Origin of the sequence: Cupriavidus laharis (genome assembly GCF_914271435.1) — a bacterium.
In the GTDB taxonomy this organism is placed as follows: Bacteria; Pseudomonadota; Gammaproteobacteria; order Burkholderiales; family Burkholderiaceae; genus Cupriavidus; species Cupriavidus laharis.
The window spans coordinates 243804-268716 of sequence record NZ_CAJZAI010000003.1 but is presented as its reverse complement, the minus strand read 5'-3'; the positions used below and the strand labels follow the sequence as shown (position 1 = coordinate 268716).

The following is a 24913-nucleotide window of genomic DNA, read 5'->3' as shown; positions in this document are numbered from 1 at the left end:
ACGCGGATTGCCCATGACCACATTCGCACTGCTCTCACACCCCGGGCCGGACAGCGTCGTCGCCTGGCAAGGTGGCCAGGCAATCACGGCCAGCCGGTTCGTTTCGGACGTCCACGCCCTGGCTGCACGGCTGCCCGCCGGCAAGCACGTCTTCAATGCCTGCACGGACCGTTACCGCTTCGCGGTCGGGCTTTGCGCTGCGCTGCTGCGCGGCAAAGTGAGCCTGCTGCCTTCGTCGCAGACCCCGGACATGGTGCGGCAACTGGCAGCCTTCGCGCCGGACGTCTTCTGCCTGCATGACGACCCGCATAGCGACGGGGCGCTGCCCCGTTTCTTCTACGACGCGTCGGAAGACCATGCGGTGCCCCCTGCTGCGCAACCGTCCGTGCCCGAGATACCGGCCGAACGGCTGATGGCCTATATATTCACGTCGGGTTCGACCGGCCAGCCTGTCGCGCACGCCAAGACCTGGGGCGCGATGGTGCGCGGCGCACGCGCCACGGCGCAGCGCCTTGGCCTGCTGGACGGCCGCGCCTGGACCCTGGTCGGTACGCTGCCGCCGCAGCATATGTTCGGTCTGGAAGCGACCGTCATGCTGGCGCTGCAAGCTGGCGCGGCGCTGGCCTCCGCCCCCGCCTTCTATCCGGCCGATATCCGCGCCGCCCTGCACACAGTCCCGCGGCCACGCGCCCTGGTGACTTCCCCGGTGCACCTGCGCGCGCTGCTGCAGGCAGGCGGCGACCTGCCCCCCGCCGACCTGGTGCTCTCGGCCACCGCCCCGCTGGGCCGTGCACTGGCGGGCCAGGCCCGGCATGCGCTGGCGGCACCGCTGCTGGAAATCTATGGCAGCACCGAGACCGGTGCGCTCGCCACGCGCGCGACGGCCGATACGGAGGAATGGACGCTGCTGCCCGGCATCAGGCTGGAGAGCCGCCTGGAGCCCGCCGCCGATGGCGACACCGATGCGGTGACCTGGGCTGCCGGCGGCCACATCGACCAGCCGGTCGCGCTCGGCGATGCCATCGGGCCAATCGACGCCGCGCGCTTCCTGCTCCATGGCCGCAAAGCCGACATGATCAAGATCGCCGGCAAGCGCACCTCGCTCGCCTATCTGAACCAGCAGCTCACGGCCATCGACGGCGTGCAGGACGGCACCTTCTACCTGCCCGACGACGTGCATGAAGACGAGGCCGCCGGCCGCGTGGTGCGGCTGGTGGCACTGGCCGTGGCGCCAGGCGTACCGGCCACACGCATCGTGCAGGCGCTGCGCGGGCGCGTCGATGCCGCTTTCCTGCCCCGCCCGCTTTGCCTGGTCGACCGCCTGCCGCGCAACGCCGCGGGCAAGCTGCCGCGCGAAGCGCTGGCGCTGCTGGTGGCGGCGCAGCTTGCGCAACGCCATGCACCAGGCTTCGTGATCGACGCCGGGCACCCGGCGCTGGCGGGCCATTTCCCGGGCAACCCCGTGGTGCCCGGCGTGGTACTGCTGGACCACGCCATCCTGCAGATCGGGGCGGCGCTCGGGCGCCCGCTCGCCGTCAGCCACGTCGGCACAGTCAAATTCCTCAGCCCGGTCCGGCCCGGTGAGCGGGTCGAGGTGAATCACCAGTTGCAGGGCGAAAGTGCCAGCGCAGGCTGCGCGTCCATCCGCTTCACGCTGAGCGCAGGCGGGCGCGACGTAGCCAGCGGCACGCTGAGCACGCGGCCGGCACCCGCAGGCCAGGAGGCATCGCCATGCTGACCTGGCTCCGCAAGCCGCAGCCGCTGGACGCGGACTGGTCCAGCCGGCAGGAACGCAGCAACGTCACGCTGATGCGCGTCATGACGTGGATCTCGCTGGCGCTCGGCCGTCCTGCCGGACGCGTCGTGCTGCGGCTGATCGCGGCCTATTTCACGCTGTTCTCGCCGGCGGCACGCCATGCGTCGCGCGCGTACATGGACCGTGCGCTCGGCCGCGAGGCAGGCTGGATCGACGGCTTCCGCCACGTCTTCACGTTCGCCTCGACCATCCACGACCGCATCTACCTGCTCAACGGCCGCTTCGACCTGTTCGATATCCGCCTGCATGGCGAGAAGCTGCTTGAGGAAACCATCGCGCGCGGGCACGGCGCGTTCCTGCTCGGCGCGCACCTGGGCAGCTTCGAGGTGATCCGTGCGATGGGCAGGCAGCATCCGGACATGCGGGTCGCGATCACCATGTACGAGGAGAACGCCCACAAGCTCAATGACGTGCTGCAGTCGATCAATCCGGCCATGCGGCGCGACATGATCACGCTCGGCAAGGTAGACGCCATGCTCAAGGTGCGCGACTACCTCGACCGCGGCTACATGATCGGCATGCTGGCCGACCGCACGCTGTCGCAGCGCGCCACCGACCCGATCCAGCAGTGCAGCTTCCTGGGCGCCCCCACCGGCTTTCCTACCGGGCCGCTGCGCATGGCGGCCATGCTGCGCCGGCCCGTGTTCTTCATCACCGGGCTGTACCGCGGCGGCAACCGCTATGATGTGCACTTCGTGCCACTGGCGGATTTCTCGCAGGTGGCACGCGGGCACCGAGAGGCCGAGGTGCAGGCCGCGCTGCAGCGCTACGTGGCGCTGCTCGAGCAGTTCTGCCGCAGCGCCCCCTACAACTGGTTCAACTTCTACGACTTCTGGCACGCGGGCCCGCCGCTGTCCGAGCAGCCGCCGCCCGGCAACGAGCCCTGACCCATGCGCCGAATCCGCCTGACCCTGCCAGCCCTGCTGCTGTGCGCTGCGCTGCTGCCCGGCATGACCGTCCCGGCGCTGGCCGCGGACAGCGGCCCCGCGGCGTGGGGCGTGGACCAACTCATGTCCGCGCTCGCGCAACGCAAGTCCGGCCGCGTACAGTTCACCGAGAAGAAGTACCTGGCCATGCTGGAGCGCCCGGTGGAATCGAGCGGCGAGCTGGTGTTCGTCGCACCCGACCACCTGGAGAAGCGCACCGTCACGCCCAAGCCGGAAAACCTGGTGCTGGACGGCGACATGATGACCGTGGAGCGCGGCGGCAAGCGCTACACCATGCCGCTGCAGAACTACCCGGAAGTCGCCGCCTTCATCGAGAGCATCCGCGGCACGCTCGCGGGCAACCGCACCGCACTGGAGCGCTACTACAAGCTCGGACTGGAAGGGCGCGCCAGCCGCTGGACGCTGATCCTCACGCCGGCCGATTCGCGCATGGCCGCCATGGTCAGCCAGGTGCGCATCGACGGCGCTCATGACACGCTCGACAGCGTGGAAATCCGCCAGGCCGACGGTGACCGCTCGGTCATGAAGATCCGCCCCACCGCCAGGCCATGACGCTCGCGCCGCGCGGCGGGCCGCGCCCAACCGCCCTGCCGGCCTCACGCCTGGCCGTGGCGCTCTGGCTGGCGTGGCTGCTGGCCTGCGCGGCAGTCGTCACGCGTACCGGCTTCACTGCCGACCTGTCGGCCTTCCTGCCGCGCATGCCCAGCGCCGAACAGCAGTTGCTGGCGGACCAGTTGCGCGAAGGGCTGGTCTCGCGCCTGATCCTGGTCGGCGTGGAAGGCGGCGACGCAGACGGACGCGCGGCCGTATCGCGCGCCATGGCCGCGCACCTCCGCCAGGATGCGCGCTTTTCCGCCATCAGCAATGGCGAGCCGGTCAACCAGGCCGCCGACCAGCGCTATCTCTACAACCACCGCTACCTGCTGAGCCCGACGGTCACGCCAGAACGGTTCTCGCAGCCGGGGCTCACGGCAGCCGTCGCCGATACCTTCGACCTGCTGGCTTCGCCCGCAGGGCTCTTCACCAAGTCGCTGCTGCCGCGCGACCCCACCGGCGAGGTGATGTCGGTGATGTCGCAGCTCGACGCCCGGCAGCGCGTGCCGATGCATGCGGGCGCCTGGGTCTCGCGCGATGGCCGGCGGGCCGTGCTGCTGGCGCAGACGGCCAGTGCCGGCTCCGATACCGACGGCCAGGCCAAGGCGATTGACGCCATCCGCGAGGCGTTCGCCGATGCGGCCAGCACTGGTCCGTACCGGCTCGTGATGACCGGCCCCGGCGTATTCTCGGTCAAGGCACGCGACACGATCCGGCACGATGTGGAGCGATTGTCGGCCATCGGCATCGCCATCATCGTTACGCTCTTGCTTGTGGTGTACCGGTCCGTGCCGCTGCTGGGGCTCGGGCTGGTTCCGGTGCTGTCCGGCGCGCTGGCCGGCGTGGCGGCGGTCAGCCTTGGCTTCGGCGGTACGGTGCACGGGCTGACGCTCGGTTTCGGCACCACGCTGATCGGCGAAGCCGTGGACTACTCGATCTACCTGTTCGTCCAGTCGGCGCAGTACACGCGCGGCGGGCAGCGCGACAACCGCGCGTGGATTGCCGGCTTCTGGCCGACCGTGCGGCTCGGCGTGCTGACTTCGGTGTGCGGCTTTGCCTCGCTGCTGCTGTCCGGCTTTCCGGGGCTGGCGCAACTCGGCCTGTACTCGATCGCCGGCCTGGCCACCGCGGCGCTGGTCACGCGCTTCGTGCTGCCGCACCTGGTTCCGTCCACCCTGCACCTGCGCGACGTCACGCCGCTGGGCACGCGCCTGGCCGCGCTGGTCGCCCGCGCAGGCCGCCTGCGGTGGCTGGTGGCTGTGGTGGCCCTGGCTGCCTGCGCCGTACTTTGGGTCCGCCACGACAGCCTGTGGGGACGCGAGCTGTCGGCGCTGAGTCCGGTGCCCGCCGCGGACCAGGCCCTGGACGCCGCGCTGCGCGCGGACCTTGGCGCGCCCGATGTGCGTTATCTCGTGGTGCTGTCTGGCCCGGACCAGGAATCCGTGTTGCAAGGTGCCGAGCGCGTGGCGCGCGAACTCGACCCGCTGGTGGCGTCCGGCGTCATCGGCGGCTATGAAAGCCCGGCACGCTACCTGCCGAGCGCCGCCACGCAGCGCGCACGCCAGGCCAGCCTGCCCCCGGCCGACGAACTGGCGCAGCGCCTGCGCACGGCGGTGGCGCAGCAGCCGGTGCGCCCGGAACTGTTCGCGCCGTTCCTGGCCGAGGCCGGGCAGGCGCGCACCGCTGCGCTGCTGCAGCGCAAAGACCTGAAGGGCACGTCGATGGCGCTTGCCATCGACGCCCTGCTCACGCAACGCGGCGACCACTGGAACGCCACCCTGCCCTTGCGCGCGCCGGCATCTGCCAAGGCCACCGATGTGCTGGACAGCCAGCCGGTACGCGCGGCGCTGGACCGCGCCGGCGTCAGCCACGCGCTCTTTGTCGACCTCAAGCGCGAGTCGGACCAGCTCTACGGCGGTTATATGCGCGAGGCGCTGCACCTGTCCCTGGGTGGCGTGCTCGCCATCCTGGTGCTGCTGTCGGTGGCGCTGCGTTCGCCCCGGCGCGTGCTGGCGACCGTGCTTCCGCTCGCCGCCGCGGCGCTGGCCGTCATGGGCGGACTGGCAGCGCTGGGGCAGCCGCTCAATCTTCTGCACCTGGTTGGCCTGCTGCTTCTGGTGGCAGTGGGATCGAACTATGCGCTCTTCTTCCATGGCACAGCCAGCACAGGCCCGGCGACGGCCATTTCCGCGCATACACTGGTATCGCTGCTGCTGGCCAACCTGACTACCGTGGCGGCTTTCGGGCTGCTGGCCTGGTCGGACCTGCCGCTGCTCAAGGCCTTCGGCCTGACCGTGGGGCCGGGGGCGGTGCTGGCGTTGTGCTTCTCGGCCATCCTGGCGCCGGCAAGCGGCAGCCATGCCCGTGACAGGCAAGATGAAGACATCTGAGATAAAACCCCCGGCTCCACTGTCCGCATCCGGCCAGGGCACGATGTCGTCGCCGGCGCGCCGCTGGCGGCCAGGCACGCTGCTGTACGGCGCGGGCCTGGTCCACGTGGGCGCTGCCGCAGCCGTGCTGGCTGAGCCGTCCATGCTGGCCTGGGCCGCTGCAGGCGTGGGCGCCACGCATGCTACGCTGGCGACCGTGGGGCTGTGGCCGCGCAGCACCTGGCTGGGCCCGAACGTGCTGCGCCTGCCGCCCACCGCCGGCGCCTGCGTGGCCCTGACGTTCGACGACGGCCCCCACCCGGAACTCACGCCGCGCGTGCTCGACCTGCTCGACCAGCATGGTGCGCGGGCCACCTTCTTCTGTGTCGGCGAGCGCGCGGCGCAATACCCCGCCCTGGTGCGCGAGATCGCGCGCCGCGGCCATGCGGTGGAGAACCACAGCATGCATCACCGGCTGGATTTCTCGGTGTTCGGGCCAAGGCGCATGCGGCGGGAAATCCGCGCCGCCCAGCAACTGCTCACCGAAATCACCGGGCAGGCGCCCCGCTATTTCCGCGCCCCGGCCGGCCTGCGCAACCCGTTCCTGGAACCCGTACTGTGCGCGGAAGGATTGCAGCTTGCCGCGTGGACCCGGCGCGGCTTCGATACACGCAACGGCGACCGTGCCGCCCGCGTCGCGCAGCGCCTCACGCGCAACCTGGCCGCCGGCGACATCCTGCTGTTGCACGACGGGAACAGCGGTGCCGATCCTGCCGGCGAGCCGCACTGCACGACCGTGCTGCCAGGGCTGCTCTGCGCCATCGCTGACGCGGGCCTGCGCTGCGTGACACTGCGTACCGGCATGGCGGCGGGGCCCGCGCGCCCTGCTTGATACAATGGCCGCACCCCGCGATCCCACCAACACCGCTCTCCGTGTCGCCGCTCCATCTCTCGCATTTCACTGCCACCAGTTGCATCGGCACCGGGCTTGACGACACGCTGAGCGCCCTGCGCGAGCAGCGCGGCGGCCTGGCTCCATGCCAATTCGGCGGCGTAAAGCTGGATACCTGGGTTGGCGAGATACCGGGCGTCGATGACATCACCTTGCCAGCGGCGCTGGCGGACTTTGATTGCCGCAATAATCGGCTGGCGTTGCTGGCGCTGGAACAGGATGGTTTTGCTGACCGCGTGCGGGAGGCCGTGGCACGGTACGGCGCGGACCGCGTCGGGGTGTTCCTCGGCACCAGCACGGCAGGCGTGCTGCAGACCGAACTGGCCTACCGCCAGCGTGACCCGCAGACCGGCGCGCTGCCGGCAGGGTTCAGCTATGCCGGCACCCACAGCCCGTATTCACTGCCAGGCTTCGTGCGCGCGTACTTCGGGCTGCAAGGCCCGGCAAGCGCGGTGTCGTCGGCATGCTCATCGGGCGCCAAGGTGTTCACCTCGGCGCGCCGCCTGATGGAAGCCGGGCTGATCGATGCGGCCGTGGTGGGAGGCGTGGACTCGCTGTGCCACACCACGCTGTATGGCTTCGATTCCCTGGAATTGCTCTCAGACCAGCCGTGCCGGCCGTTCGACGCCAACCGCAACGGCATCTCGATCGGCGAGGCCGCTGCCTTCATTCTGCTCGAACGTGCACCGGAGCCCGCGCCGGACGGCGCCATCCTGCTGCTTGGCATCGGTGAATCGAGCGACGCGCACCATATGTCGTCCCCTCACCCGGAGGGACTGGGTGCGCGCATCGCCATGCAGCAGGCCCTGGCCAGCGCCGGCGTCTCGCCGGCACAGGTCGACTACGTGAACCTGCACGGCACCGCCACACGCGCCAATGACGCCACCGAAGCGCGCGCGATGAAGGCGCTGCTGCCTGGTACACCTTGCAGTTCCACCAAGGGCGCCACCGGACACACGCTCGGCGCCGCCGGCGCACTGGAAGCCGTGATCTGCGCGCTGGCCCTGCGCCATGGACTCCTGCCGGGCGGCATCAACACCACGCAAGCGGATTCCGCGCTGGCGGTCGACTATCGGCTGGCCGGCAGCGAACAGCCACTGCACTATGTGCTGAGCAACGCGTTCGGCTTCGGCGGTTCCAATTGCAGCCTGCTGCTCGGGCGTGCAACCGGCGGGCAATGACCATGGCCACACCGCTTCTCGCCTTCATCGAAAGCATTGGCGTGCTCGGCCCCGGGCTTGGCAGCTGGGCACAGGCAAGTGAAGTGCTGGCCGGCCGGCAACCCTACCAGGCCGCCCCGACCGAACTGGCGCCGCCGGCCATGCTGCCCCCTGCTGAACGGCGCCGCAGCGGTACTGCGGTCCGCCTGGCGCTTGGGATCGGCCAACAGGCCGTGGCTGCCAGCGGCATGGATGCGGCGGGGCTGCCGACGGTATTTACCTCGTCAAGCGCCGACGGGCACAACTTCCACGCCATCTGCGAGGCACTGGCGCAGCCCGAGCCGCTGATGTCGCCCACCCGCTTCCACAATTCCGTGCACAACGTCGCGGCGGGATACTGGTCGATCGCCACGCGGGCCATGCGGCCAGCCAATGTGCTGAGCGCACTCAACGCCAGCTTCGGCGCCGGCCTGCTCGAAACGGCCGCACAGGTGTCGGCCGACCAGGAACCATGTTTGCTGATCGCCTACGACTCGGATTATCCGGAGCCGCTGCGCACGCTTCGTCCTATTCCCGCACCATTCGGCATAGCGCTGCTGCTGACGCCGCATGCCACCGCGGCATCGCTGGCACGGATTGAAATTGGCTTGTCGCAGGCACCGTCGACACAGATGGGAAACGCGGCACTGGAAGACCTGCGCCGTTCCGTGCCGACCGCACGTGCGTTGCCTTTGCTGCACGCTGTTGCCATGCAATCGGCCTGCACTGTGGTGCTCGACTACCTGGACGGCCTCCAGCTGCAAGTTGCCGTGGAGCCGCCGGCGCGCGCCGGGACTGGCGAATAGCATGCCGGCCCCGCACACGCCGCTGGATCGCGCCTGGATCGCGGCCCGGATTCCGCACTGGGGCAGCATGTGCCTGCTCGACAGCGTGCTCGACTGGGACTCGGACTTCATCCGCTGCCAGGCCGTCAGCCACCGCAATGCCGACAACCCGCTGCGTACGCACGGCCGGCTGGCCGCCGTGTGCGGCGTGGAATACGCGGCGCAGGCGATGGCCGTGCACGGCGCGGCACTGCAGCAGGACGCGCAGCGTCCGCGCATGGGCTACCTGGCCAGCGTGCGCAAGCTGGTGCTGGACGTCGATCGGCTCGACGACATCGATGGGCCGCTGACCATCGAGGCGCACCGCATCAGCGGCGAAGGCGCCAACGTGCTCTATGCGTTCGAAGCCAGCGGCAGCGGGAAACGGCTGCTCTCAGGCCGGGCGGCGGTCATCCTGGATGTAGCGCTGCCCGGCGCCACCTGAAAAAGCTTACGGCTTGGGTGCCGGCAGGATCTTGCCCGACACGTCGCCAAAGCCGACAACGAATCCGTTGCCCACGGCGAAGCCCGTCATGATGACCTCGTCGCCGTCCTCGAGGAACGCACGGCTGCTGCCGTCGGCCAGCTTCAGCGGCTCCGCGCCATTGCGGGTCAGCTCCAGCAGGCTGCCATAGGAATCCGGCGTGGTGCCGCTGATCGTGCCCGAGCCCATCAGGTCGCCGACGCGCACATTGCAGCCCGACACCGTGTGGTGTGCCAGTTGCTGCGCCATGGTCCAGTACATCGCCTTGAAGTTGGTGCGGCAGATGGTGCTTGGCGCAGTGGCGCCTTGCGGGCGCAGCGCCACTTCGAGCGCAATGTCATAGGCGTTCTTGCTCTGCTGCTGCAGGTACAGCAGCGGCTCCGGCGACTGCGCCGGATTGTCGCGGCGGAACGGCTCCAGCGCTTCCATGGTCACGACCCACGGCGAAATCGAGGTGCCGAAGGTCTTCGAATTGAACGGCCCGAGCGGCACATATTCCCACTGCTGGATGTCGCGCGCGCTCCAGTCATTGAGCAGCACCATGCCGAACATGTGGTCCGGCGCGTCGGCCGTGCTGACCGGCTCGCCCAGCGCGGATTCCTTGCCGACGATGAAGCCCACCTCAAGCTCGAAATCCAGCTTGCGGCACGCCCCAAAGGTCGGGCGCGCCTCATTCGGTAGCTTGATCTGGCCGTTCGGGCGGTGCAGGTCGGTACCGCTCACGACCACCGAGCTGGCGCGGCCGTTGTAGCCGATGGGGATCTCCAGCCAGTTGGGCAGCAGCGCGTTGTCGGGGTCCCGGAACATGCGGCCGACGTTGGTGGCGTGTTCCTTCGACGAATAGAAGTCGGTGTAGCCCGGAATCTCGACCGGCAGGTGCAGCGTGGCCTGGTCCATCGGCACCAGCGCGCGGTCGCGCAGCGCGGCGTCGTCGCGCAGTGCTGCGTCGGCGCCCGACAGCAGCGCGGTCAGGCGCTGGCGCGTTTCCGACCACACCGGCTTGCCCAGTGCGATGAAACGGTTCAGGCTCGCCGCGGCAAAGCTGCCCTTGGCGGCCGCGGGCAGCAGGCCGGCTTCATCCAGCGCGGCGAGATCCAGCACGGCATTGCCGATCGCCACGCCGACGCGCGCGGGCTGGCCCTTCACGGAAAAGATGCCGTACGGCAGGTTCTGCAGGGGGAAATGGGTCTTGCCGTCGTTGGCGGATTCAATCCAGCTGGTGGTCGGGGCGGTCATGAGGTACTCCGGAAAATGTCTGCGGCACGCGGACTCTGCCGCGTGCCGTTTGCTTGTTTTATCTGCGTAGCGCCTGCCGTGCTCAGCGCTCGTTCGGGTTGAAGTGCTTTTTCAGCCCTTGCCAGCAGGTGTAGTAGTCCTGCTGCAGCGATGCCGAACGGGCCGCGTACGGCGTGGGCCGGATCACGCCCGGCGTCTCGAACATGAATGCCATGGTGTCGGTGATGTGATGCGGCGTGGAGGTATCTGCCGAGGTGGCCTTGGCAAAGGTGTCCGCATCGGGGCCGTGGCCGCTCATGCAGTTGTGCAGGCTGGCGCCGCCCGGCGCGAAGCCCTCGGCCTTGGCGTCGTACACGCCGGTGATCAGGCCCATGAACTCGCTGGCGATATTGCGGTGGAACCAGGGCGGACGGAACGAGTTTTCCATGGCCAGCCAGCGCGGCCCGAAAATGACGAAATCGATGGTGTCCACGCCCGGCGTGTCCGACGGCGACTGCAGCACCAGGAAGATCGACGGGTCCGGGTGGTCGAAGCTGATCGAGCCGATGGTGTTGAAGCGGCGCAGGTCGTACTTGTACGGCGCGAAGTTGCCGTGCCACGCCACCACGTCCAGCGGCGAATGGCCGATGTCGGCACGCCACAGGTTGCCCTGGAACTTGGCCACCAGCTCGAAATCGCCTTCGCGGTCCTCGTAGGCGGCCACCGGGGTCATGAAGTCGCGCGGGTTGGCCAGGCCGTTGGAGCCGATCACGCCCAGGTCGGGCAGCTTGAACAGCGCGCCGTAGTTCTCGCAGATATAGCCGCGTGCTTCGCCATCCGGCAACTCGACGCGGAAACGTACGCCGCGCGGGATCACGACGATCTCCTGGGGTTCGACTTCCAGGCGGCCCAGCTCGGTCACCATCAGCAGGCGGCCTTGCTGCGGCACGATCAGCATTTCGCCGTCGGCGTTGTAGAAGAAGCGATCCTGCATCGACTGGTTGGCCAGGTACAGGTGAATGCCGCAGCCCGTCATGGCTTCCGGGCCGCCGTTGCCTGCCATGGTGACGATGCCGTCGACGAAATCCGTCGGCGTGGTAGGCATGGCCGGCGGGCTCCAGCGCATCTGGTTCGGCGACGGCGGCACTTCGTCGAAGCGGCTCAGGAAACGCGACTGCTCCACCAGTGTGAATGGCTTGTGCATGGCAGCCGGGCGAATGCGATACAGCCACGACCGGCGGTTGTGGGCGCGCGGCGCGGTGAAGGCCGTGCCGGACAACTGCTCGGCATACAGGCCATACGGTGCGCGCTGCGGCGAGTTCTGGCCGACCGGCAGTGCGCCAGGCAGCGCCTCGGTGGCGAATTCGTTGGCAAAGCCGGACATGTAGCCGTGTTCGGCCAGCTGGGTGTGCGTGAGGTTCATGGTCGGATCAGCGTCGGGGGTCGGGAGCTTTCTAGTGGAATCGGTGGGCATGGCGCGCTACACAGCGGCATGTTGGATCGTTGGCGCGCAAAGCGCCTGTTGCATGGCGCGAAGTACGGCATCCGCGGAAAAACGGCGCCAGCGCGCGCAGACATGCTGGTCAGGACGCAGCAGGTAACAGGTGCCCGGGCGCGCGTCATAGCGTTGTGCGGCCAGGCCTTCGGTGTCGGTCACGGCATGCAGGCCAGGCGGTACCGCGTTGGCCTCGGCCGGAGGCACGACGCACAGCACGGTCACTGGTACCGGCGCAGCGGCAAGCGCCTCCAGGGAAACGCCGTGCCCGCTGCCGAACACCATCGCGGTGAAGCCGGCGCCCATTTCGCCAAGCAGCCAGCCGGCATGGGCGGGCGTGCCGGCGGTGACAGGCGCGTCGGCACAGGCAGCGCCCGGCACCATGGCGCCGGCGAAGCTGTCGGTGTCCGGCGTATTGAGCGGCGAGCCGTCCAGCACCGACGGCTGCGACAGGCGGCCGCTGTTGACCAGTTGCCGTGCAAACGCATGTTGGCGGGCCAGCCGCAGCACGGCATCGCGGAACGTGCGGCTCACTGCGCTCTTGGGCGTGATGAAATCCGTCGAACGCGTGGAATGGCGGATGTTCTCGTCGGCAGCTGCCTCGCGTTCGCTGGCGTAGGTATCGAGCAGCGCATCGTCGGCACGGCCCTGCACGACCAGGGCCAGCTTCCAGGCCAGGTTCTCCGCGTCCTGCACGCCGCTGTTGGCGCCACGCGCGCCGAAGGGCGACACACGGTGCGCGGCATCGCCGGCAAACAGCACGCGGCCATGGCGGAATGCATCCATGCGCTGGCAGCAGAAGGTGTAGACGCTGACCCATTCCAGCGCGAAGTCGACATCGTCGCCCAGCATCGCGCGGATGCGCGGTATGACGCGCTCCGGCTGCTTCTCCGTGTCGGGGTCCGCGTCCCAGCCAAGCTGGAAATCAATACGCCAGACGTCATCGGGCTGGCGGTGCAGCAACGCCGACTGGCCACGGTTGAATGGCGGGTTGAACCAGAACCAGCGCTCGGCCGGGAACGGCGCCAACATCTTCACATCGGCGATCAGGAAGCGGTCGCGGAAGACGCGGCCCTTGCTTTCCAGCCCCATCAGGCAGCGCACTGCACTGTGCGCGCCGTCGGCGGCCACCACATAGCGCGAGCGCAGCCGGTAGGTGCCATCAGGCGTTTCCACGGTCAGCCAGACGCCCTCCTGGTCCTGAACCAGATCGCACACGCGGTGCCGCCAGCGCAGGTCGATGCCAGGTAGCTCGGCAGCTCGGTCCACGAGGAAGCCTTCCAGATAGTACTGCTGCAGATTGACGAACGCCGGCCGGCGATGGCCGCCTTCGGGCAGCAGGTCGAACTGGTACACGAGCGAGGCGTCGAAAAACACCTTGCCCACGTGCCAGCTCACACCCTTGGCGGCAAGGCGCTCGCCGCAGCCCAGGCGATCCAGGATATCGAGCGTGCGCTTGGCGAAGCAGATCGCGCGCGACCCGCTGGCAAGCGTGCAGTCGTCGTCGAGCAACACCACAGGCACGCCGCGCTGCGCAAGGTCGATCGCCGCCGCCAGTCCCACCGGCCCCGCGCCCACCACCGCAACGGGATGCAGTGCAGGCATACCACCGCCTTCCAGCGGCATGCGCTGCTCGGCGCATGGCTGGTACGCGAAGGTACGAGTCTGGTAGCTGATGTCCACGGTGTCTCCATGTCACGCCGGTGTCCGGCTGTGCCGCGGGCCTCGGAGCTTGTCTTTCCAGCGCACATGCGCCGGGCTCTTCAGGCTGAATTACGGAATGCGTAATGCATTTACCATATCGTAATCATTCAGCAAGAACGTGTCAAACCACTGCCAGGGGCGCGCGCGGAAAAGCGCACATCACTGAAGTTGTAGGCGGGAAACAGGAAAAACGCGGAGAAAAACCGCAGGGAAGAAAGCAAGCCGCGGGAATGTGTCGGCGGCGCGGCAGTAGACCGAAGGGATACTCCGAACGACAGCAACCGGCACAGTGCGAGCGCACTGTGCCGGTTGCTGTCGCCCACCTGTCCGGCAGTGGGCCACCTGTGCCGGCCCGTCTGGAACGTGGCCGGTCAGGCAGTCATGGGAAGGCTGGCTAGTGGCCCTCGCCTGAACCGGAGCCGAAGCTGCCGGTAGCCGGGCTGGCCGCTGTCGCCGGCGCACTCGGGGCGGCCGCCTGGCCGGCCATCGAGGCTGCCGTGACACCACCATTGCGGCTGGCGATGAATGCGTTTACGTCGGCAGCAAGATGCTGCGGCGCCAGAACGACTTCAAGCCCCAGGGCTTCGCATGCGGCCAGGAAGGTCGACATGCGGGGATCGGCCTGGCCAGACTCTGCGCGCAGGTAGGCTTCTCGCGAAATCCCAGCCTTACGGGCAACGTCTTCCTGCTTCAGCTTGCGCGCTCGACGCAACGCCCGCAGTTGCCGGAACGGTTCGCTAGCGCCTCTTGGCACGGCTGTACTGTTCATGTCGGTCTCCAGTCACCAGTGAAAAAAAAGTGCGCGGACGTGCATTCGAGTATAGAGCACGCAAAGCATTCCGTATGTAACTGCCGAAACACTTTGTGCAGATTTCTTGCAACGAGATTATCCGGCGCCAAAGCCGGCTGTCTATGGGCCGGATACTGCACTAAATCGTCGCACCGCCCTGACACTAACGACAATGTACCGATTGCGTTGACGCCGGTTGCGCATGACTTGCATGCCCTCAGCCACGTAGTGGTAATTTCGTTGACAAACCGACCGGTCGTGCTATTCTGCATTCCATGCAAAAAGGCCAGCTTACGCGCAACGCCATCATCGAACAGGCGCTCGACACAGCCGCCCGGGTCGGCTTCGAACAGCTTTCGCTGGCAAGTCTGGCGGCAGATACGAATATGTCCAAGAGCGGGCTGTATGCACACTTCAAATCGAAGGAGGTGTTGCAGCAGGCCGTTCTGGAACTGGCCACGGAACGCTTTGCCGCAATGGTCGTGCGCCCTGCCATGCGCCAGCCGCGCGGCGTGCCGCGGCTGGAGGCGCTGTTCGAAGGCTATCTCGAATGGCTGGGCGGCACCGTGACCCAGGGGCGCTGCCTGTTCACGGCACTCGGGCAGGAATACCGGGACAAGCCGGGCACGATCCGCGACCAGGTGGTGCAGTCGCTGAAGGACTGGCACAGCACCATCGCCCGCGTGGTGACGGACTGCGTCGAAGAAGGCCAGTTTGCCGCTGACGTCGATGCGCGCCAGTTCGCATTCGACATGGTGGGCATCGGCATGTCGTTCCAGCAGTCGTTCAAGCTGCTGGGCCGGAGCGACGCCGAAACCATGGCGCGGCGCGCGTTTGCCGGCCTACTCAGCCGTGCCCGTCAGCAGACGTCGACGGCAGGCTGAAGCCCCCTAAGGATTCCGGACGATGGCGCTGGGTTTTCTCAAAAAAAGCACGACTGGTCGTTCTTTATAACAGTGTGGACGGGCACGAAGGGCCTTGGCCGGACAGATCCACGCGCCAAATCAGTTGGAGGTGTTTGTTGTGAGGCAAGGACTTTCATCATCGGCCCCAGGCCCCGCCGTGAAGCAAGCGGCTCCGGGCCAAGGGGCACCGGGCGCCCTGACACGCCTGCGCTGGCAGGCCGGCAGCTTGCTAAACCCGGCGGGCACCGCGCGGGCGCTGGAGAGGCTGTGGTTCGGCCCGCCGCATGCGATACCGAACGGCGCTGCATTGCGCGTACTTGAGCGCGCGCGTGCAGAATGGGCGCTGGTCGTTGGCCATGGGCCCAGCCGGCGCGTGCGCGTCTACCGCTGGGGCAGTCAAGGCCCTGTCGTGCTGCTGGCCCATGGCTGGGGCGGCCACGCGGGCCAGTGGCATGCGGTGGTGGACGGGCTGCTGGCCGCCGGCATGCGCGTGGCGGCCTTCGATGCGCTGTCGCACGGTGCCTCCGATGCAGGGGTGCGCGGCAACACGCAGACTTCGGTACCCGAAATGTCGCGCTCGCTGTTGGCAGCGGCGTGGCACGCCGGCCCCGTGCACGCAGTGATTTCGCACTCGCTGGGTAGCGCCGCAAGCGCGCTCGCCATTCGGGAAGGCCTGCCGGTGCGCGCCGCCGTGATGGTAGGCCCGCCTGCCGATATGCACGCCGCCTGCGCAACCATGGCCTGGCGGCTCGGCATCGGTCCGCGCGTGCTCGCGCGCATGCAGCGCAACAGCGAGCAATGGCTGGGCATGCCCTGGTCCGCCTTCAACGTGCCGGATGTGGGCCGCACACGCCCCGTGCCACCCACGCTGGTCGTCCATGACCGGCACGACCGCGAAGTACGCTGGGAGGATGGTGCCGCCATTGCAGGCGCGTGGCCCCGGGCGCAATTGGTGACAACCGAAGGCCTGGGCCACCGGCGCATCCTGCAGGATGCCGGCGTCATCGCGCGCATCGCCGACTTTATCAGCCCGGCGCCAGCGCAGCCTTTGCCAGGGCTGGCGCGGCCCGGCCTTGCAGTGAACGCGGGAGAACCGACATGTTCCTGGTCAGCAACGACATGACAGCCACCTTGCCCGCGCGCGCCTCGCTACGCGTAGTGGCCGATCCGGGCGAACGCGTTGCGGTGCGCTGCACTGCGGGCGAGCTGTGGCTGATCCGCGACGGCGATCCAAAGGACACATCCCTGGCCGCCAGCGAGAGCTTCACGCTGCCCGAAGCCAGCCGCGTGGAATTGTACGCTGTCACCCCAGCCACACTGCACGTCACACGTTGCCGATCGGGCAGCGATGCCGCCAGCGGCTGGCGTAGCCGGCTCAGGCGCCTGCTGGGGCTGGCCCACCCTTTGCACACTGGCAGTTAGCGCTTTGCAGCGGGGAGAAGCATAGCGTCTCCCCGCTTTTACCAGATGTAGCGCTGGCCTGTCAGTTAATTGCTTAATTTACCTTCGGGCGCCTGCTCTTGCAGCATTTCTCGCAACCTGAACTTCTGCACCTTGCCAGACGGCGTGGCCGGCAAGGCGTCCCGCACGACCAGCTGTTCGGGGATGTACTGCAGTGCCACCTTCTGCGCCTTCAGGAAATCCACCATCGCCTGCTTGTCGAAGCCCTGCCCCTCCCTGGGCACGACCACGGCACAGGCGCGCTCGCCCAGCCGCTCGTCCGGATACGCGACGATGGCGACCTGCGCCACAGCCGGATGCCGGTACAGCAGCGTCTCGATCTCCACGACCGGAATGTTCTCGCCGCCGCGGATGATCACGTCCTTGCTTCGGCCGGCGATGCGCAGGTAGCCATCGGCATCGAGCCGGGCCAGGTCGCCGGTGTCGAACCAGCCATCGGCGTCAGTCCCGTTCAGTTGCGGGCGCTTCAGGTAGCCGCCGAAGTTCGAGCAGGCGCGCACCAGCAGCCGGCCAGTCTCGCCGACCGGCACGTCCGCGTCGGTACCATCGACGACGCGAATCGAAACCCCGGGCAGCGGGCGGCCGTCGGTTGTCGACGCCCGCTCGTCGCTGTCCTCCGGCAGCGTCGTGGTGACCGCGCCGTTCTCGGTCATGCCCCATGCCGACACGATCTTCGCCCCTAGCGCCTGCCGTGCCTGCTCGACCAGCGCACCCGGTATCGGCGCGCCCGCGCACAGGAAGATGCGCAGGCTCGGCACCGGGGCGCCGGACTCGGCCACCACGCGGGCCAGGTCCGTGAGGAAAGGCGTGGAGCCCATGGTAAAGGTCACGCCCTCGTCGCGGATCAGCGCGGCGGCGCGCGCGGGATCCCAGATGTCCTGCAGCACCGCATGCGCGCCCAACACCACCGGCATCATCAGGCCGTACATGAAGCCGGTCTGGTGCGCCATCGGCGAGGCCATCAGGACCACGTCGTCGCCGGTGAGATGGAGTCGATCGGCATAGGCGACGATGTTGGAGAACAGCGTGTTCGCGGTATGCATCACGCCCTTGGGCTCGCCGGTGGTGCCGGAGGTGTAGATCAGCTGCGTGACGTCGTCTGGACCCGGGCGGCTGCGTTGCAGGATGGCGGCGGCATCGGTGGCGTCTTCCCAGGACGGGCCGCTCAGCAGCGCCTCGAAGCTGTCGTCGCCATCGCCATCCACCACGACGATATGACGCAGCGCAGGCAACGCATCGCGCAAACCCCGCAACATCTGCGCATGATCGAAGCCGCGGAACACCTTCGGCACCACCACCACCTTGCTTTGCGCGTGCGCCAGCATGAACGACAGCTCGCGCTCGCGGAAGATCGGCATGACCGGGTTGAGCACCGCGCCCAGGCGCGCGCAGGCCAGGTACAGCACGGCCAGGTGCCAGCCGTTGGGCAGTTGGCAGGACACGATGTCCTGCGCGCCGATGCCCAGGCGGCTCAGCCCGAGCGCGACGCGGTCCGCCATCCGCGCCAGCTCACGCCAGGTGAAACGGGTCACGCTGCCGTCGTCCACGCTCACCGCCGTCAGCGCGGGGGCGTCGGGCCGCTTGCGCTCGGAGGCGGCGAGATAGTCGTTGATGGTGCGGTCCGGCCAGTGCCCGGCGGCGATGCTGGCGGCGCGACGCGGCGCGATCAGTACGGCGTCGAAATCCATGGGTGTCTCCTCGTTGTCGGATGGCTCGGGCGGTCGTCGCCGCGTCAGGCCGGCACCGCTTCGCGCCCTGCGCGCGTGCGCGCGATGATGGTCTTCATGATCTGCGCGGTGCCGTCGCCGATCTGGAAGCCGAGCACGTCGCGCAGGCGCTGCTCCATCGCACCCCTGTCATAGCCGCCGTGGCCGAACGAAAGCAGGCACTGGTGCACCACGTCGTACGCCAGCTTGGGGGCCCACCACTTGCACATCGCGGCTTCGGCGGTATGCAGCAGGCCACGGTCCTTCAGCCACAGCGTCTGCAGGCACAGCAGGCGCGCGGCCGTGACCTGCGTCTCGAAGTCCGCGAGCGGATGCGACACACCCTGGAACGCCGACAGCGGCTTCCCGAAGGCCTGGCGCTCCGCCACGTATTCCCAGGTTTCATCCAGCGCCGCCTGCGCCACCGCGAGCACCTGCAGGCCGATCAGCGCGCGCGAGAAATCGAAGCCCTGCATCACCTGCACGAAGCCCTCGCCTTCCTTGCCGAGCAGGTGGCTCGCCGGCACGCGCACGTTCTCGAAGAAGATCGAGCCGCGGCCGATGGCACGCTGGCCATGGCAATCGAAGCGGTTGCGCGTGATGCCCGGCAGGTCCATCGGCACCAGCAGCGCCGACACGCCGCGCGCGCCCGACTCGACCGAACCGCTGCGCGCGAACACCACCGCGGCATCGGCCTGGTCTGCGGCAGAAATCGACGTTTTCTCGCCGTTGAGCACATAGTGGTCGCCATCGCGCTCCATGCGCAGGCGCAGGCTGGCCGCGTCCGAGCCGCCGCGCGGCTCGGTCAGCGCAATCGCCAGCAGCGCTTCGCCGCGAGTCAGGCGCTGCAGCCACGGGCCGGCAATCTCCGGCCGCGCATGGTGCGCCAGGATCTGCCCGTTCAGCGAAGCCAGCAGGTTGATGTACGACAGGCTCAGGTCGGCGCGCGCCACCGCTTCGTGGATCACGCCGGCCGCGAGCGAGCCCATGCCCTGCCCGCCATACTGTTCCGGCAGCTCCGGCGCGATAAAGCCCATCTCGCCCATCTCGCGCATCAGCGCGCGATCGAGCACGCGGGTACGGTCGCGCTCCAGGTAGCCGGGCGCGACGCGCGCGTCGGCAAAGCGGCGGGCATGCTCGGCCAGCGCCGACAAGTCTTCGTCAAGGTAGGGATTCATGGCGTTCTCTGCTTGTTTCGCTCACTTCGCATACTTGCGGAACTCGGGCTTGCGCTTTTCCTGGAAAGCCTTGACGCCCTCGCGCGATTCCTCGGTGTCGTAGTAGAGCTTGAGCGCATACATGCCCATGCCGGCGATGCCGCTCTGGTGGGCGGTGTCCATGTTGAACGAGCGCTTGGCGATGGCGATGGCGGTCGGGCTCTTCTCCAGGATCTCGTCGCACCACTTCTGCACCTCGGCATCGAGCTGCTCATGCGGCACCACGGCGTTGACCAGGCCCATCGCCAGCGCCTCGGCAGCAGGGTAGCGGCGGCACAGATACCAGATCTCGCGCGCCTTCTTTTCGCCAACGACGCGCGCGAGGAAGGCCGTGCCGTAGCCGGGATCGACCGAGCCGACCTTCGGCCCGACCTGCCCGAACACGGCCTTTTCGGAGGCGATTGTGAAATCGCAGATCGTGCACAGCACGTTGCCGCCGCCGACGGCATAGCCCTGCACGCGCGCGATGACGGGCTTGGGTACGTCGCGAATGGCGTTGTGCAGCTCTTCCATCGGCAGGCCGATGGTGCCGCGCCCGTCGTACTGGCCTTCATGGGCGGACTGATCGCCGCCGGTGCAGAAGGCCTTGTCACCGGCACCGGCCAGCACGATCGCGCCGATCTCGCGGTCATAGCCCGCGCGGTTGATCGCGTGGATCAGCTCGTCGCAGGTGCGGCCGCGGAAGGCGTTCATCTTTTCCGGGCGGTTGATGATGATCCAGGCCGCGCCGTTGCGGACTTCGTAGCGGATGTCTTCGTATTGCATGGTGTTCCGTCTCCTGTGTGGTGCCTTGTCTGGCGCGGCCATCAGCCGTTCATGGTCAGTCCGCCGGACACGCTGAGTACCTGTCCGGTGATGAATGCCGCGTCGTCGCTGGCAAAGAAGGCAATGGCGCCGGGCAGGTCGTCGGGCTGGCCGATGCGGCCGAGCGGAATCGAGCGCGTGAACGCTTCCACGAGCTTCTCGGGGTTGCCGGCGCCCTGCTTGTAGTCTTCGAACAGCGCGGTCTGCGTCGGCCCCGGGCACACCACGTTGACCGTGATGCCGTGGCGCGCATGTTCTCGCGCAATGGTCTTGGAGAACGACACCAGCCCGCCCTTGCACGCGGCATAGACGGCTTCGCCGGACGACCCCACGCGCGCAGCGTCCGAGGCGATGTTGATGATGCGGCCCTGCTTGCGCTCCACCATGCCGGGCAGCACCGCGTGATGCATATGCAGCGCGCCAGTCAGGTTGATGGCAATCAGGCGCTCCCATTGCGCCGGCTCGGTCTTTGTGAAGGGCCGGAACACATCCCAGCCGGCGTTATTGACCAGCACGCCGATGGGACCCAGCCCTTCCTGCACCGCGGCCACGGCCGCATCCACGCTGGCCCGGTCGGTGATGTCGCAAGGTATTGCCAGCGCTTTCCCGCCGGCCTCGGTAATGCGGTCCGCCACCTTCTGTGCCGCATCCGCGCTGAGATCCAGCACGCCCACTGCCGCGCCTTCGCGCGCAAAGCGCAAACACGTTGCACCGCCGATACCGCCGCCACCCCCGGTCACGATGACCGTCTTGCCTTTGAGTCCTTGCATAGCTTTCTCCCAGAAGGTCTCCGGTGCTATCGTGCCGCCATTGCGTCACGCGTCGGCACCGGATTAGGTAAATATATTGACCTATACTAGGCTGTGTCACGCGGACACGCAAGGCTCTCAATCAGTGGAAAGCATCATGGTTAACCCGGAATTTGGCGACGAGATCGCCTCAAACACGCGCATGGAACTGGCCAACCGGCTGTTCTTCCGTCTTTATCAATGCGCAAATATGTTGCATAAGACCGGTTCACGCGCCGTGGAAGCCGAAGGGCTGACCACGCAGCAGTGGGCGGTCCTGGGCGCGCTGTCGCGGCCGGAGGCCGGCGACGGCATGAGCGTGGGCGACCTGGCACGCTACCTGATGGTGAGCCGCCAGAACCTGTCGGGGCTGGTCAGCCGTATGGAACGGGACGGCCACGTGAGCCTGGCCCCGGACGGGCGCGACCGCCGGTCGAGGCTGGTGCGCATGAGCGAAACGGGACGCGAGGTGTGGCTGCACCAGGCGCAGCCGAAGATTCGCGACTACTACGAGCGCGCGCTGGAAGGTTTCTCCACGAACGACCTGACGCACACGCTGCACTACCTGCTCAAGCTGCTCGACAATATGCGCGCACTGGACACCGGCGCGGCAGACGCTGAAAGCGACTGAGCCGCCGTATCACGCCTGCAACGGCGCGGACTGCCGGCCGCGCCTGCCGCCGCCCTGGAATACCGGGAAGCCGCCTGGCACGGCCAATGGCGCGCAACTTGCGTAGCTGCGAGATTGCTCAGACGCAACGGCGCCTTGCTCGCGAGGCGCGAGCGCTTTATCGCCCCACCTCCCCCAGCAGCGGCCCTTGCATAGTGGCCCGGGCCACGCTGGCAACGCTCCGAAGCCCTGAACCACCGTCCGCGCCAGCCGCGCGGACGGCGCCGATTCAACTTGCCGGAGACACATCATGACCCGATATCTCGTGCTGGCAAACTTCACCGACCAGGGCATTCGCAACGTCAAGGACACCACCAAGCGCGCCGCCGCGGTGCGCGAAATGGGGGCGCAGTTCGGCGTGCAGATGAAAGACATCTACTGGACGCTCGGCGCCTATGACATTGCGCTGGTACTGGAAGCACCGGATGACGCGGCCATGACCGCCTTCGGCCTGTCGATCGGCGCGCTGGGCAACGTGCGCACGCAAACGCTGCGCGCGTTCAACGCTGACGAAATGCAGGGCATTCTCGGCAAGATGCGTTGATGTGGTCATAGAACGGAAAGCGCCTGCCGCACGCAAGTGCCGGCAGGCGCTTTCTGCTTCCGGATGCTTGCCGGCGGATCGGGCTCAGAACCCTTCCAGCACCAGCTTGCCGATGGTCTGGCCGCCTTCGAGCATGGCATGGGCGCGGCGCAGGTTTGCCGCGTTGATCGTGCCGAGGTTCTTCCCAACCGTGGTCTGGAGCCGCCCGGCATCCACCAGCCGTGCCACCTCATTGAGCAGCCGGTGCTGCGCAATCATGTCGGGCGTGCCGAACATGGCGCGCGTGAACATGAATTCCCAGACAAACGCCGCGCTCTTGCTCTTGAGCCGTTCGACCGGCAGCGGCGCGGCGTTCTCGACGATCGTGCAAATCTTGCCCTGCGGCGCGATCAGGTCCGCCATGGCCGGGAAATGGCCGTCGGTGTCGTTGAAGCACAGGATGTAGTCCACCTGCGCAAACCCCAGCGCCTTCAGTTGCGCCGCCATGTCGCCGCGATGATCCACGGTATGGTCGGCGCCCAGGCGGCGGCACCACGCCTGCGACTCCGGCCGCGCCGCCGTGGCGATCACCGTCAGGCTGGCCAGCGTCCTGGCGAGCTGGATGCCAATGGAACCCACCCCGCCCGCGCCGCCGATGATCAGCACGGACTTGCCCGCGTCGTCCCCCTTGGGCGACACGCCGAGGCGGTCGAACAGTGCCTCCCATGCGGTGATAGCCGTCAGCGGCAGCGCCGCGGCCTGCGCAAAATCCAGCGAAGCCGGCTTGTGGCCGGCGATGCGCTCGTCCACGAGGTGGTATTCCGCGTTGGCGCCGGGGCGCGTGATGCTGCCCGCGTAGTAGACCGGATCGCCCACCTTGAACAGGGTGACATCCGGCCCCACCGCCACGACCGTGCCGGCCGCATCCCAGCCCAGTACGCGCGGGGCCGGCTCCACCTGTGGCTTGGGCGCGCGGACCTTGGTGTCGACCGGGTTGACGGCGATCGCCTCGACCTTCACGAGCAGGTCATGGCCCGATGGCGTCGGCGTTTCAATTTCGATGTCGACCAGCGAGTCTGGGTCGGAAATGGGCAGGTAGCGGGTCAGGCCGATGGCTTTCATGGTCACAGTCCGTTGGTTCGTCCCGGCATGCGGGCGTGCCCGCCTGCCGGTTCAGGAAGATGGACTGTAGCTTAGCCACAATGGACTTGCTTGATGAGGGGATTATCCGGCAATCACTTTCCCTCATTTCGGGGAAAATCACCTCCCGCCGCCACTCAGCGGGATTGCCGCGCCTTCGTGCGGGCGGGATCGTCATCGTAAAAGCCAGGCGGGTAGATCGGATAGCGCAAGGCCGCATACACGACAACGGCCGCGCCGATCGCGGTAATCCAGTCGAGCAGATCGGCCATGAAGACTCCTTGCAACAGGGCGGCCAATGCGTCCGCCCTGCCTGAAGTCTATGAGCGATCCGCCTCTGACCCAACGACCGATTTCGACTTTGCATCCTCGGGGGCTGGCAGCGACGCCGGCCGTGCCTGATCTGAGCCAGCCACCCGGCTGACCGCGGCAGCTTGCGGGCGCGGTGCGAGAGCGAAATCCGCGCGACCAGCAGCCACGATCCGTCGCTTCGCGACCACCCCACGCTGGCTTGGCCACAAATGCGGCGAAATCGCACACGCGTACGTGTAAACTGCTGGATTTTTCGCTCTGGCGATATGCTCCAAGCACCACGGCGCGCAGGGTTCAGCGGCCCGACGCTGATCCGCCTGCTGGTTCGCCTGGCGGGCAATGACGCCCCCGAATCCGGCCAATCGCTCTCGGCCCAGCTCAGCCAATGGCTCGGCTGGACGGACGCGATCGCCCTGTCCGCGGCGCTGAACGGCAATCCGCCGGCGTCGGCCGGACCACGCGCGGCCGGGGCCGAGGATGCCGAGTGCGCCCGCGTGCGCGCTATGCTGGCGGCGGCCATTACCGATGACAAGGCGGCCGGCGGCCGGCAGCGGGGACGGCCGCGTCCGTCCGTGCCGGATCCGGTGGATACCGTGGTGGACTATGCGGCGTTCCGCCAGCGTTACGTCACTTTTCAGCAGACCATGGAGACGGAAATCGGCAACCTGCGCGGCCGCCTGCGGACGGCGCTGGCGGCGCGGGCCGGCGGCATGGCGCGGCTGGCAATGGTCGATGCCGTCATGGAACGCGTGCTCGGGGCACGCGAACAGGCGCTGCTGGCCACCATACCGGGCATGCTCGAAGCGCACTTCACGCGCCTGCGCCAGACCGAGGAAGCGACGCTGGCCAGTGCCCGGGCTGCAGGCGCCCCGGCCGAAGTAACGCCCGGTGCATGGCTCACCGTATTCCAGAACGATATGCAGAGCGTGCTGCGCGCCGAGCTGGACATCCGTTTCCAGCCCGTCGAAGGACTGCTCGCGGCGCTGCGTGACAGCTAA

General features: G+C 67.9%; 24 protein-coding genes. 14 read left to right on the top strand and 10 right to left on the bottom strand.

Annotation, left to right across the window (positions count from 1 at the left end):
- Positions 1 to 13: 13 nt before the first annotated feature.
- From LDO29_RS08480 to LDO29_RS08445, 8 genes are read left to right on the top strand one after another with little or no spacing between them, the layout of a single operon-like run.
- On the top strand, positions 14 to 1738 hold the full coding sequence (locus LDO29_RS08480) for an AMP-binding protein (RefSeq protein ID WP_224079346.1): 1725 nt from the start codon (positions 14 to 16) through the stop codon (positions 1736 to 1738).
- Positions 1732 to 2703 carry an LpxL/LpxP family acyltransferase gene (locus LDO29_RS08475; RefSeq protein ID WP_224079345.1) on the top strand — a complete coding sequence of 324 codons (972 nt, stop codon included), beginning with the start codon at positions 1732 to 1734 and terminating at the stop codon, positions 2701 to 2703. The genes LDO29_RS08480 and LDO29_RS08475 overlap by 7 nt, the downstream gene beginning before the upstream one ends.
- 3 nt (positions 2704 to 2706) lie before the next feature.
- On the top strand, positions 2707 to 3315 hold the full coding sequence (locus LDO29_RS08470; protein ID WP_290369542.1) for a LolA-related protein: 609 nt from the start codon (positions 2707 to 2709) through the stop codon (positions 3313 to 3315).
- Positions 3312 to 5747 carry an MMPL family transporter gene (locus LDO29_RS08465; protein WP_224079344.1) on the top strand — a complete coding sequence of 812 codons (2436 nt, stop codon included), beginning with the start codon at positions 3312 to 3314 and terminating at the stop codon, positions 5745 to 5747. The genes LDO29_RS08470 and LDO29_RS08465 overlap by 4 nt, the downstream gene beginning before the upstream one ends.
- Positions 5734 to 6618, top strand: coding sequence for a polysaccharide deacetylase family protein (locus LDO29_RS08460; RefSeq protein WP_396022639.1), 885 nt, complete (start codon positions 5734 to 5736; stop codon positions 6616 to 6618). The genes LDO29_RS08465 and LDO29_RS08460 overlap by 14 nt, the downstream gene beginning before the upstream one ends.
- A gap of 41 nt (positions 6619 to 6659) precedes the next feature.
- Positions 6660 to 7859 (top strand): beta-ketoacyl-[acyl-carrier-protein] synthase family protein, encoded by a 1200-nt coding sequence (locus tag LDO29_RS08455; RefSeq protein WP_224079343.1) that lies wholly within the window; start codon positions 6660 to 6662, stop codon positions 7857 to 7859.
- Positions 7856 to 8683: a beta-ketoacyl synthase chain length factor gene (locus LDO29_RS08450; RefSeq protein ID WP_224079342.1), complete on the top strand. Its 828-nt coding sequence runs from the start codon at positions 7856 to 7858 to the stop codon at positions 8681 to 8683. Before LDO29_RS08455 ends, LDO29_RS08450 begins: the two co-directional genes overlap by 4 nt.
- A 1-nt stretch (position 8684) precedes the next feature.
- Positions 8685 to 9146 carry a hotdog family protein gene (locus tag LDO29_RS08445; RefSeq protein WP_224079341.1) on the top strand — a complete coding sequence of 154 codons (462 nt, stop codon included), beginning with the start codon at positions 8685 to 8687 and terminating at the stop codon, positions 9144 to 9146.
- A 6-nt stretch (positions 9147 to 9152) separates the two neighbouring features.
- Here the strand turns inward: LDO29_RS08445 and fahA are convergent, their stop codons facing one another.
- The 4 genes from fahA to LDO29_RS08425 all read right to left on the bottom strand — a co-directional run bounded on the left by fahA (position 9153) and on the right by LDO29_RS08425 (position 14368).
- Positions 9153 to 10421, bottom strand: coding sequence for a fumarylacetoacetase (gene fahA, locus LDO29_RS08440; protein WP_224079340.1), 1269 nt, complete (start codon positions 10419 to 10421; stop codon positions 9153 to 9155).
- Between the two features lie 82 nt (positions 10422 to 10503).
- Positions 10504 to 11823, bottom strand: a complete 1320-nt coding sequence (gene hmgA / locus LDO29_RS08435; RefSeq protein ID WP_224079605.1) for a homogentisate 1,2-dioxygenase — start codon at positions 11821 to 11823, stop codon at positions 10504 to 10506.
- Between the two features lie 57 nt (positions 11824 to 11880).
- On the bottom strand, positions 11881 to 13578 hold the full coding sequence (locus tag LDO29_RS08430; protein WP_224079339.1) for an FAD-dependent oxidoreductase: 1698 nt from the start codon (positions 13576 to 13578) through the stop codon (positions 11881 to 11883).
- A 415-nt stretch (positions 13579 to 13993) separates the two neighbouring features.
- A complete protein-coding gene (locus LDO29_RS08425; protein WP_224079338.1) occupies positions 13994 to 14368 on the bottom strand; it encodes a helix-turn-helix domain-containing protein in 375 nt (124 codons plus the stop codon).
- A 296-nt stretch (positions 14369 to 14664) separates the two neighbouring features.
- On the opposite strand from LDO29_RS08425, the gene LDO29_RS08420 reads away from it, so the two are divergent.
- The 3 genes from LDO29_RS08420 to LDO29_RS08410 all read left to right on the top strand — a co-directional run bounded on the left by LDO29_RS08420 (position 14665) and on the right by LDO29_RS08410 (position 16716).
- Positions 14665 to 15273 carry a TetR/AcrR family transcriptional regulator gene (locus LDO29_RS08420; protein WP_224079337.1) on the top strand — a complete coding sequence of 203 codons (609 nt, stop codon included), beginning with the start codon at positions 14665 to 14667 and terminating at the stop codon, positions 15271 to 15273.
- A 178-nt stretch (positions 15274 to 15451) separates the two neighbouring features.
- The gene (locus LDO29_RS08415) at positions 15452 to 16417 is read left to right on the top strand and encodes an alpha/beta fold hydrolase (RefSeq protein WP_224079336.1); all 966 of its coding nucleotides are present in this window, start codon (positions 15452 to 15454) and stop codon (positions 16415 to 16417) included.
- A complete protein-coding gene (locus LDO29_RS08410) occupies positions 16393 to 16716 on the top strand; it encodes a DUF2917 domain-containing protein (protein ID WP_224079335.1) in 324 nt (107 codons plus the stop codon). The genes LDO29_RS08415 and LDO29_RS08410 overlap by 25 nt, the downstream gene beginning before the upstream one ends.
- Positions 16717 to 16781: 65 nt before the next feature.
- Here LDO29_RS08410 and aliA read toward each other — a convergent pair whose 3' ends face one another.
- Genes aliA through badH form a run of 4 tightly spaced genes read right to left on the bottom strand, consistent with a single transcriptional unit; the run spans position 16782 to position 21252 of the window.
- Positions 16782 to 18443, bottom strand: a complete 1662-nt coding sequence (gene aliA, locus LDO29_RS08405) for a cyclohexanecarboxylate-CoA ligase (RefSeq protein WP_224079334.1) — start codon at positions 18441 to 18443, stop codon at positions 16782 to 16784.
- Positions 18444 to 18487: 44 nt separating this feature from the next.
- Positions 18488 to 19639 (bottom strand): cyclohexanecarboxyl-CoA dehydrogenase, encoded by a 1152-nt coding sequence (aliB, locus tag LDO29_RS08400; protein ID WP_224079333.1) that lies wholly within the window; start codon positions 19637 to 19639, stop codon positions 18488 to 18490.
- A 21-nt stretch (positions 19640 to 19660) separates the two neighbouring features.
- Positions 19661 to 20443 (bottom strand): 2-ketocyclohexanecarboxyl-CoA hydrolase, encoded by a 783-nt coding sequence (gene badI, locus LDO29_RS08395; RefSeq protein ID WP_224079332.1) that lies wholly within the window; start codon positions 20441 to 20443, stop codon positions 19661 to 19663.
- A gap of 41 nt (positions 20444 to 20484) precedes the next feature.
- Positions 20485 to 21252: a 2-hydroxycyclohexanecarboxyl-CoA dehydrogenase gene (gene badH, locus LDO29_RS08390; RefSeq protein ID WP_224079331.1), complete on the bottom strand. Its 768-nt coding sequence runs from the start codon at positions 21250 to 21252 to the stop codon at positions 20485 to 20487.
- 136 nt (positions 21253 to 21388) lie between these two features.
- Between badH and LDO29_RS08385 the strand changes: the two genes are divergently transcribed.
- Together LDO29_RS08385 and LDO29_RS08380 are read left to right on the top strand one after the other, a co-directional pair.
- Positions 21389 to 21901, top strand: coding sequence for a MarR family winged helix-turn-helix transcriptional regulator (locus LDO29_RS08385; protein ID WP_224079330.1), 513 nt, complete (start codon positions 21389 to 21391; stop codon positions 21899 to 21901).
- 289 nt (positions 21902 to 22190) lie between these two features.
- Positions 22191 to 22484 (top strand): GYD domain-containing protein, encoded by a 294-nt coding sequence (locus LDO29_RS08380; RefSeq protein ID WP_224079329.1) that lies wholly within the window; start codon positions 22191 to 22193, stop codon positions 22482 to 22484.
- Between the two features lie 84 nt (positions 22485 to 22568).
- Here the strand turns inward: LDO29_RS08380 and LDO29_RS08375 are convergent, their stop codons facing one another.
- Both LDO29_RS08375 and LDO29_RS28200 read right to left on the bottom strand, forming a co-directional pair.
- Entirely contained in the window at positions 22569 to 23585 is a 1017-nt protein-coding gene (locus LDO29_RS08375) for a zinc-binding alcohol dehydrogenase family protein (protein WP_224079328.1), read from the bottom strand.
- Between the two features lie 155 nt (positions 23586 to 23740).
- Positions 23741 to 23875, bottom strand: coding sequence for a hypothetical protein (locus LDO29_RS28200; RefSeq protein WP_290369541.1), 135 nt, complete (start codon positions 23873 to 23875; stop codon positions 23741 to 23743).
- 306 nt (positions 23876 to 24181) lie between these two features.
- Here LDO29_RS28200 and LDO29_RS08370 point away from each other — a divergent pair, with 306 nt between their 5' ends.
- Positions 24182 to 24913, top strand: coding sequence for a DUF3348 domain-containing protein (locus LDO29_RS08370; protein ID WP_224079327.1), 732 nt, complete (start codon positions 24182 to 24184; stop codon positions 24911 to 24913).

What these genes read in the sequence shown, in the direction of transcription:
- LDO29_RS08480 (WP_224079346.1), top strand. Translation starts at nt 14, where the DNA reads ATGACCACATTCGCACTGCTCTCACACCCCGGGCCGGACAGCGTCGTC.
- LDO29_RS08475 (WP_224079345.1), top strand. Translation starts at nt 1,732, where the DNA reads ATGCTGACCTGGCTCCGCAAGCCGCAGCCGCTGGACGCGGACTGGTCC.
- LDO29_RS08470 (WP_290369542.1), top strand. Translation starts at nt 2,707, where the DNA reads ATGCGCCGAATCCGCCTGACCCTGCCAGCCCTGCTGCTGTGCGCTGCG.
- LDO29_RS08465 (WP_224079344.1), top strand. Translation starts at nt 3,312, where the DNA reads ATGACGCTCGCGCCGCGCGGCGGGCCGCGCCCAACCGCCCTGCCGGCC.
- LDO29_RS08460 (WP_396022639.1), top strand. Translation starts at nt 5,734, where the DNA reads ATGAAGACATCTGAGATAAAACCCCCGGCTCCACTGTCCGCATCCGGC.
- LDO29_RS08450 (WP_224079342.1), top strand. Translation starts at nt 7,856, where the DNA reads ATGACCATGGCCACACCGCTTCTCGCCTTCATCGAAAGCATTGGCGTG.
- LDO29_RS08445 (WP_224079341.1), top strand. Translation starts at nt 8,685, where the DNA reads ATGCCGGCCCCGCACACGCCGCTGGATCGCGCCTGGATCGCGGCCCGG.
- fahA (WP_224079340.1), bottom strand. Translation starts at nt 10,421, where the DNA reads ATGACCGCCCCGACCACCAGCTGGATTGAATCCGCCAACGACGGCAAG.
- hmgA (WP_224079605.1), bottom strand. Translation starts at nt 11,823, where the DNA reads ATGAACCTCACGCACACCCAGCTGGCCGAACACGGCTACATGTCCGGC.
- LDO29_RS08425 (WP_224079338.1), bottom strand. Translation starts at nt 14,368, where the DNA reads ATGAACAGTACAGCCGTGCCAAGAGGCGCTAGCGAACCGTTCCGGCAA.
- LDO29_RS08420 (WP_224079337.1), top strand. Translation starts at nt 14,665, where the DNA reads ATGCAAAAAGGCCAGCTTACGCGCAACGCCATCATCGAACAGGCGCTC.
- LDO29_RS08410 (WP_224079335.1), top strand. Translation starts at nt 16,393, where the DNA reads ATGTTCCTGGTCAGCAACGACATGACAGCCACCTTGCCCGCGCGCGCC.
- aliA (WP_224079334.1), bottom strand. Translation starts at nt 18,443, where the DNA reads ATGGATTTCGACGCCGTACTGATCGCGCCGCGTCGCGCCGCCAGCATC.
- aliB (WP_224079333.1), bottom strand. Translation starts at nt 19,639, where the DNA reads ATGAATCCCTACCTTGACGAAGACTTGTCGGCGCTGGCCGAGCATGCC.
- badI (WP_224079332.1), bottom strand. Translation starts at nt 20,443, where the DNA reads ATGCAATACGAAGACATCCGCTACGAAGTCCGCAACGGCGCGGCCTGG.
- badH (WP_224079331.1), bottom strand. Translation starts at nt 21,252, where the DNA reads ATGCAAGGACTCAAAGGCAAGACGGTCATCGTGACCGGGGGTGGCGGC.
- LDO29_RS08385 (WP_224079330.1), top strand. Translation starts at nt 21,389, where the DNA reads ATGGTTAACCCGGAATTTGGCGACGAGATCGCCTCAAACACGCGCATG.
- LDO29_RS08380 (WP_224079329.1), top strand. Translation starts at nt 22,191, where the DNA reads ATGACCCGATATCTCGTGCTGGCAAACTTCACCGACCAGGGCATTCGC.
- LDO29_RS08375 (WP_224079328.1), bottom strand. Translation starts at nt 23,585, where the DNA reads ATGAAAGCCATCGGCCTGACCCGCTACCTGCCCATTTCCGACCCAGAC.
- LDO29_RS28200 (WP_290369541.1), bottom strand. Translation starts at nt 23,875, where the DNA reads ATGGCCGATCTGCTCGACTGGATTACCGCGATCGGCGCGGCCGTTGTC.
- LDO29_RS08370 (WP_224079327.1), top strand. Translation starts at nt 24,182, where the DNA reads ATGCTCCAAGCACCACGGCGCGCAGGGTTCAGCGGCCCGACGCTGATC.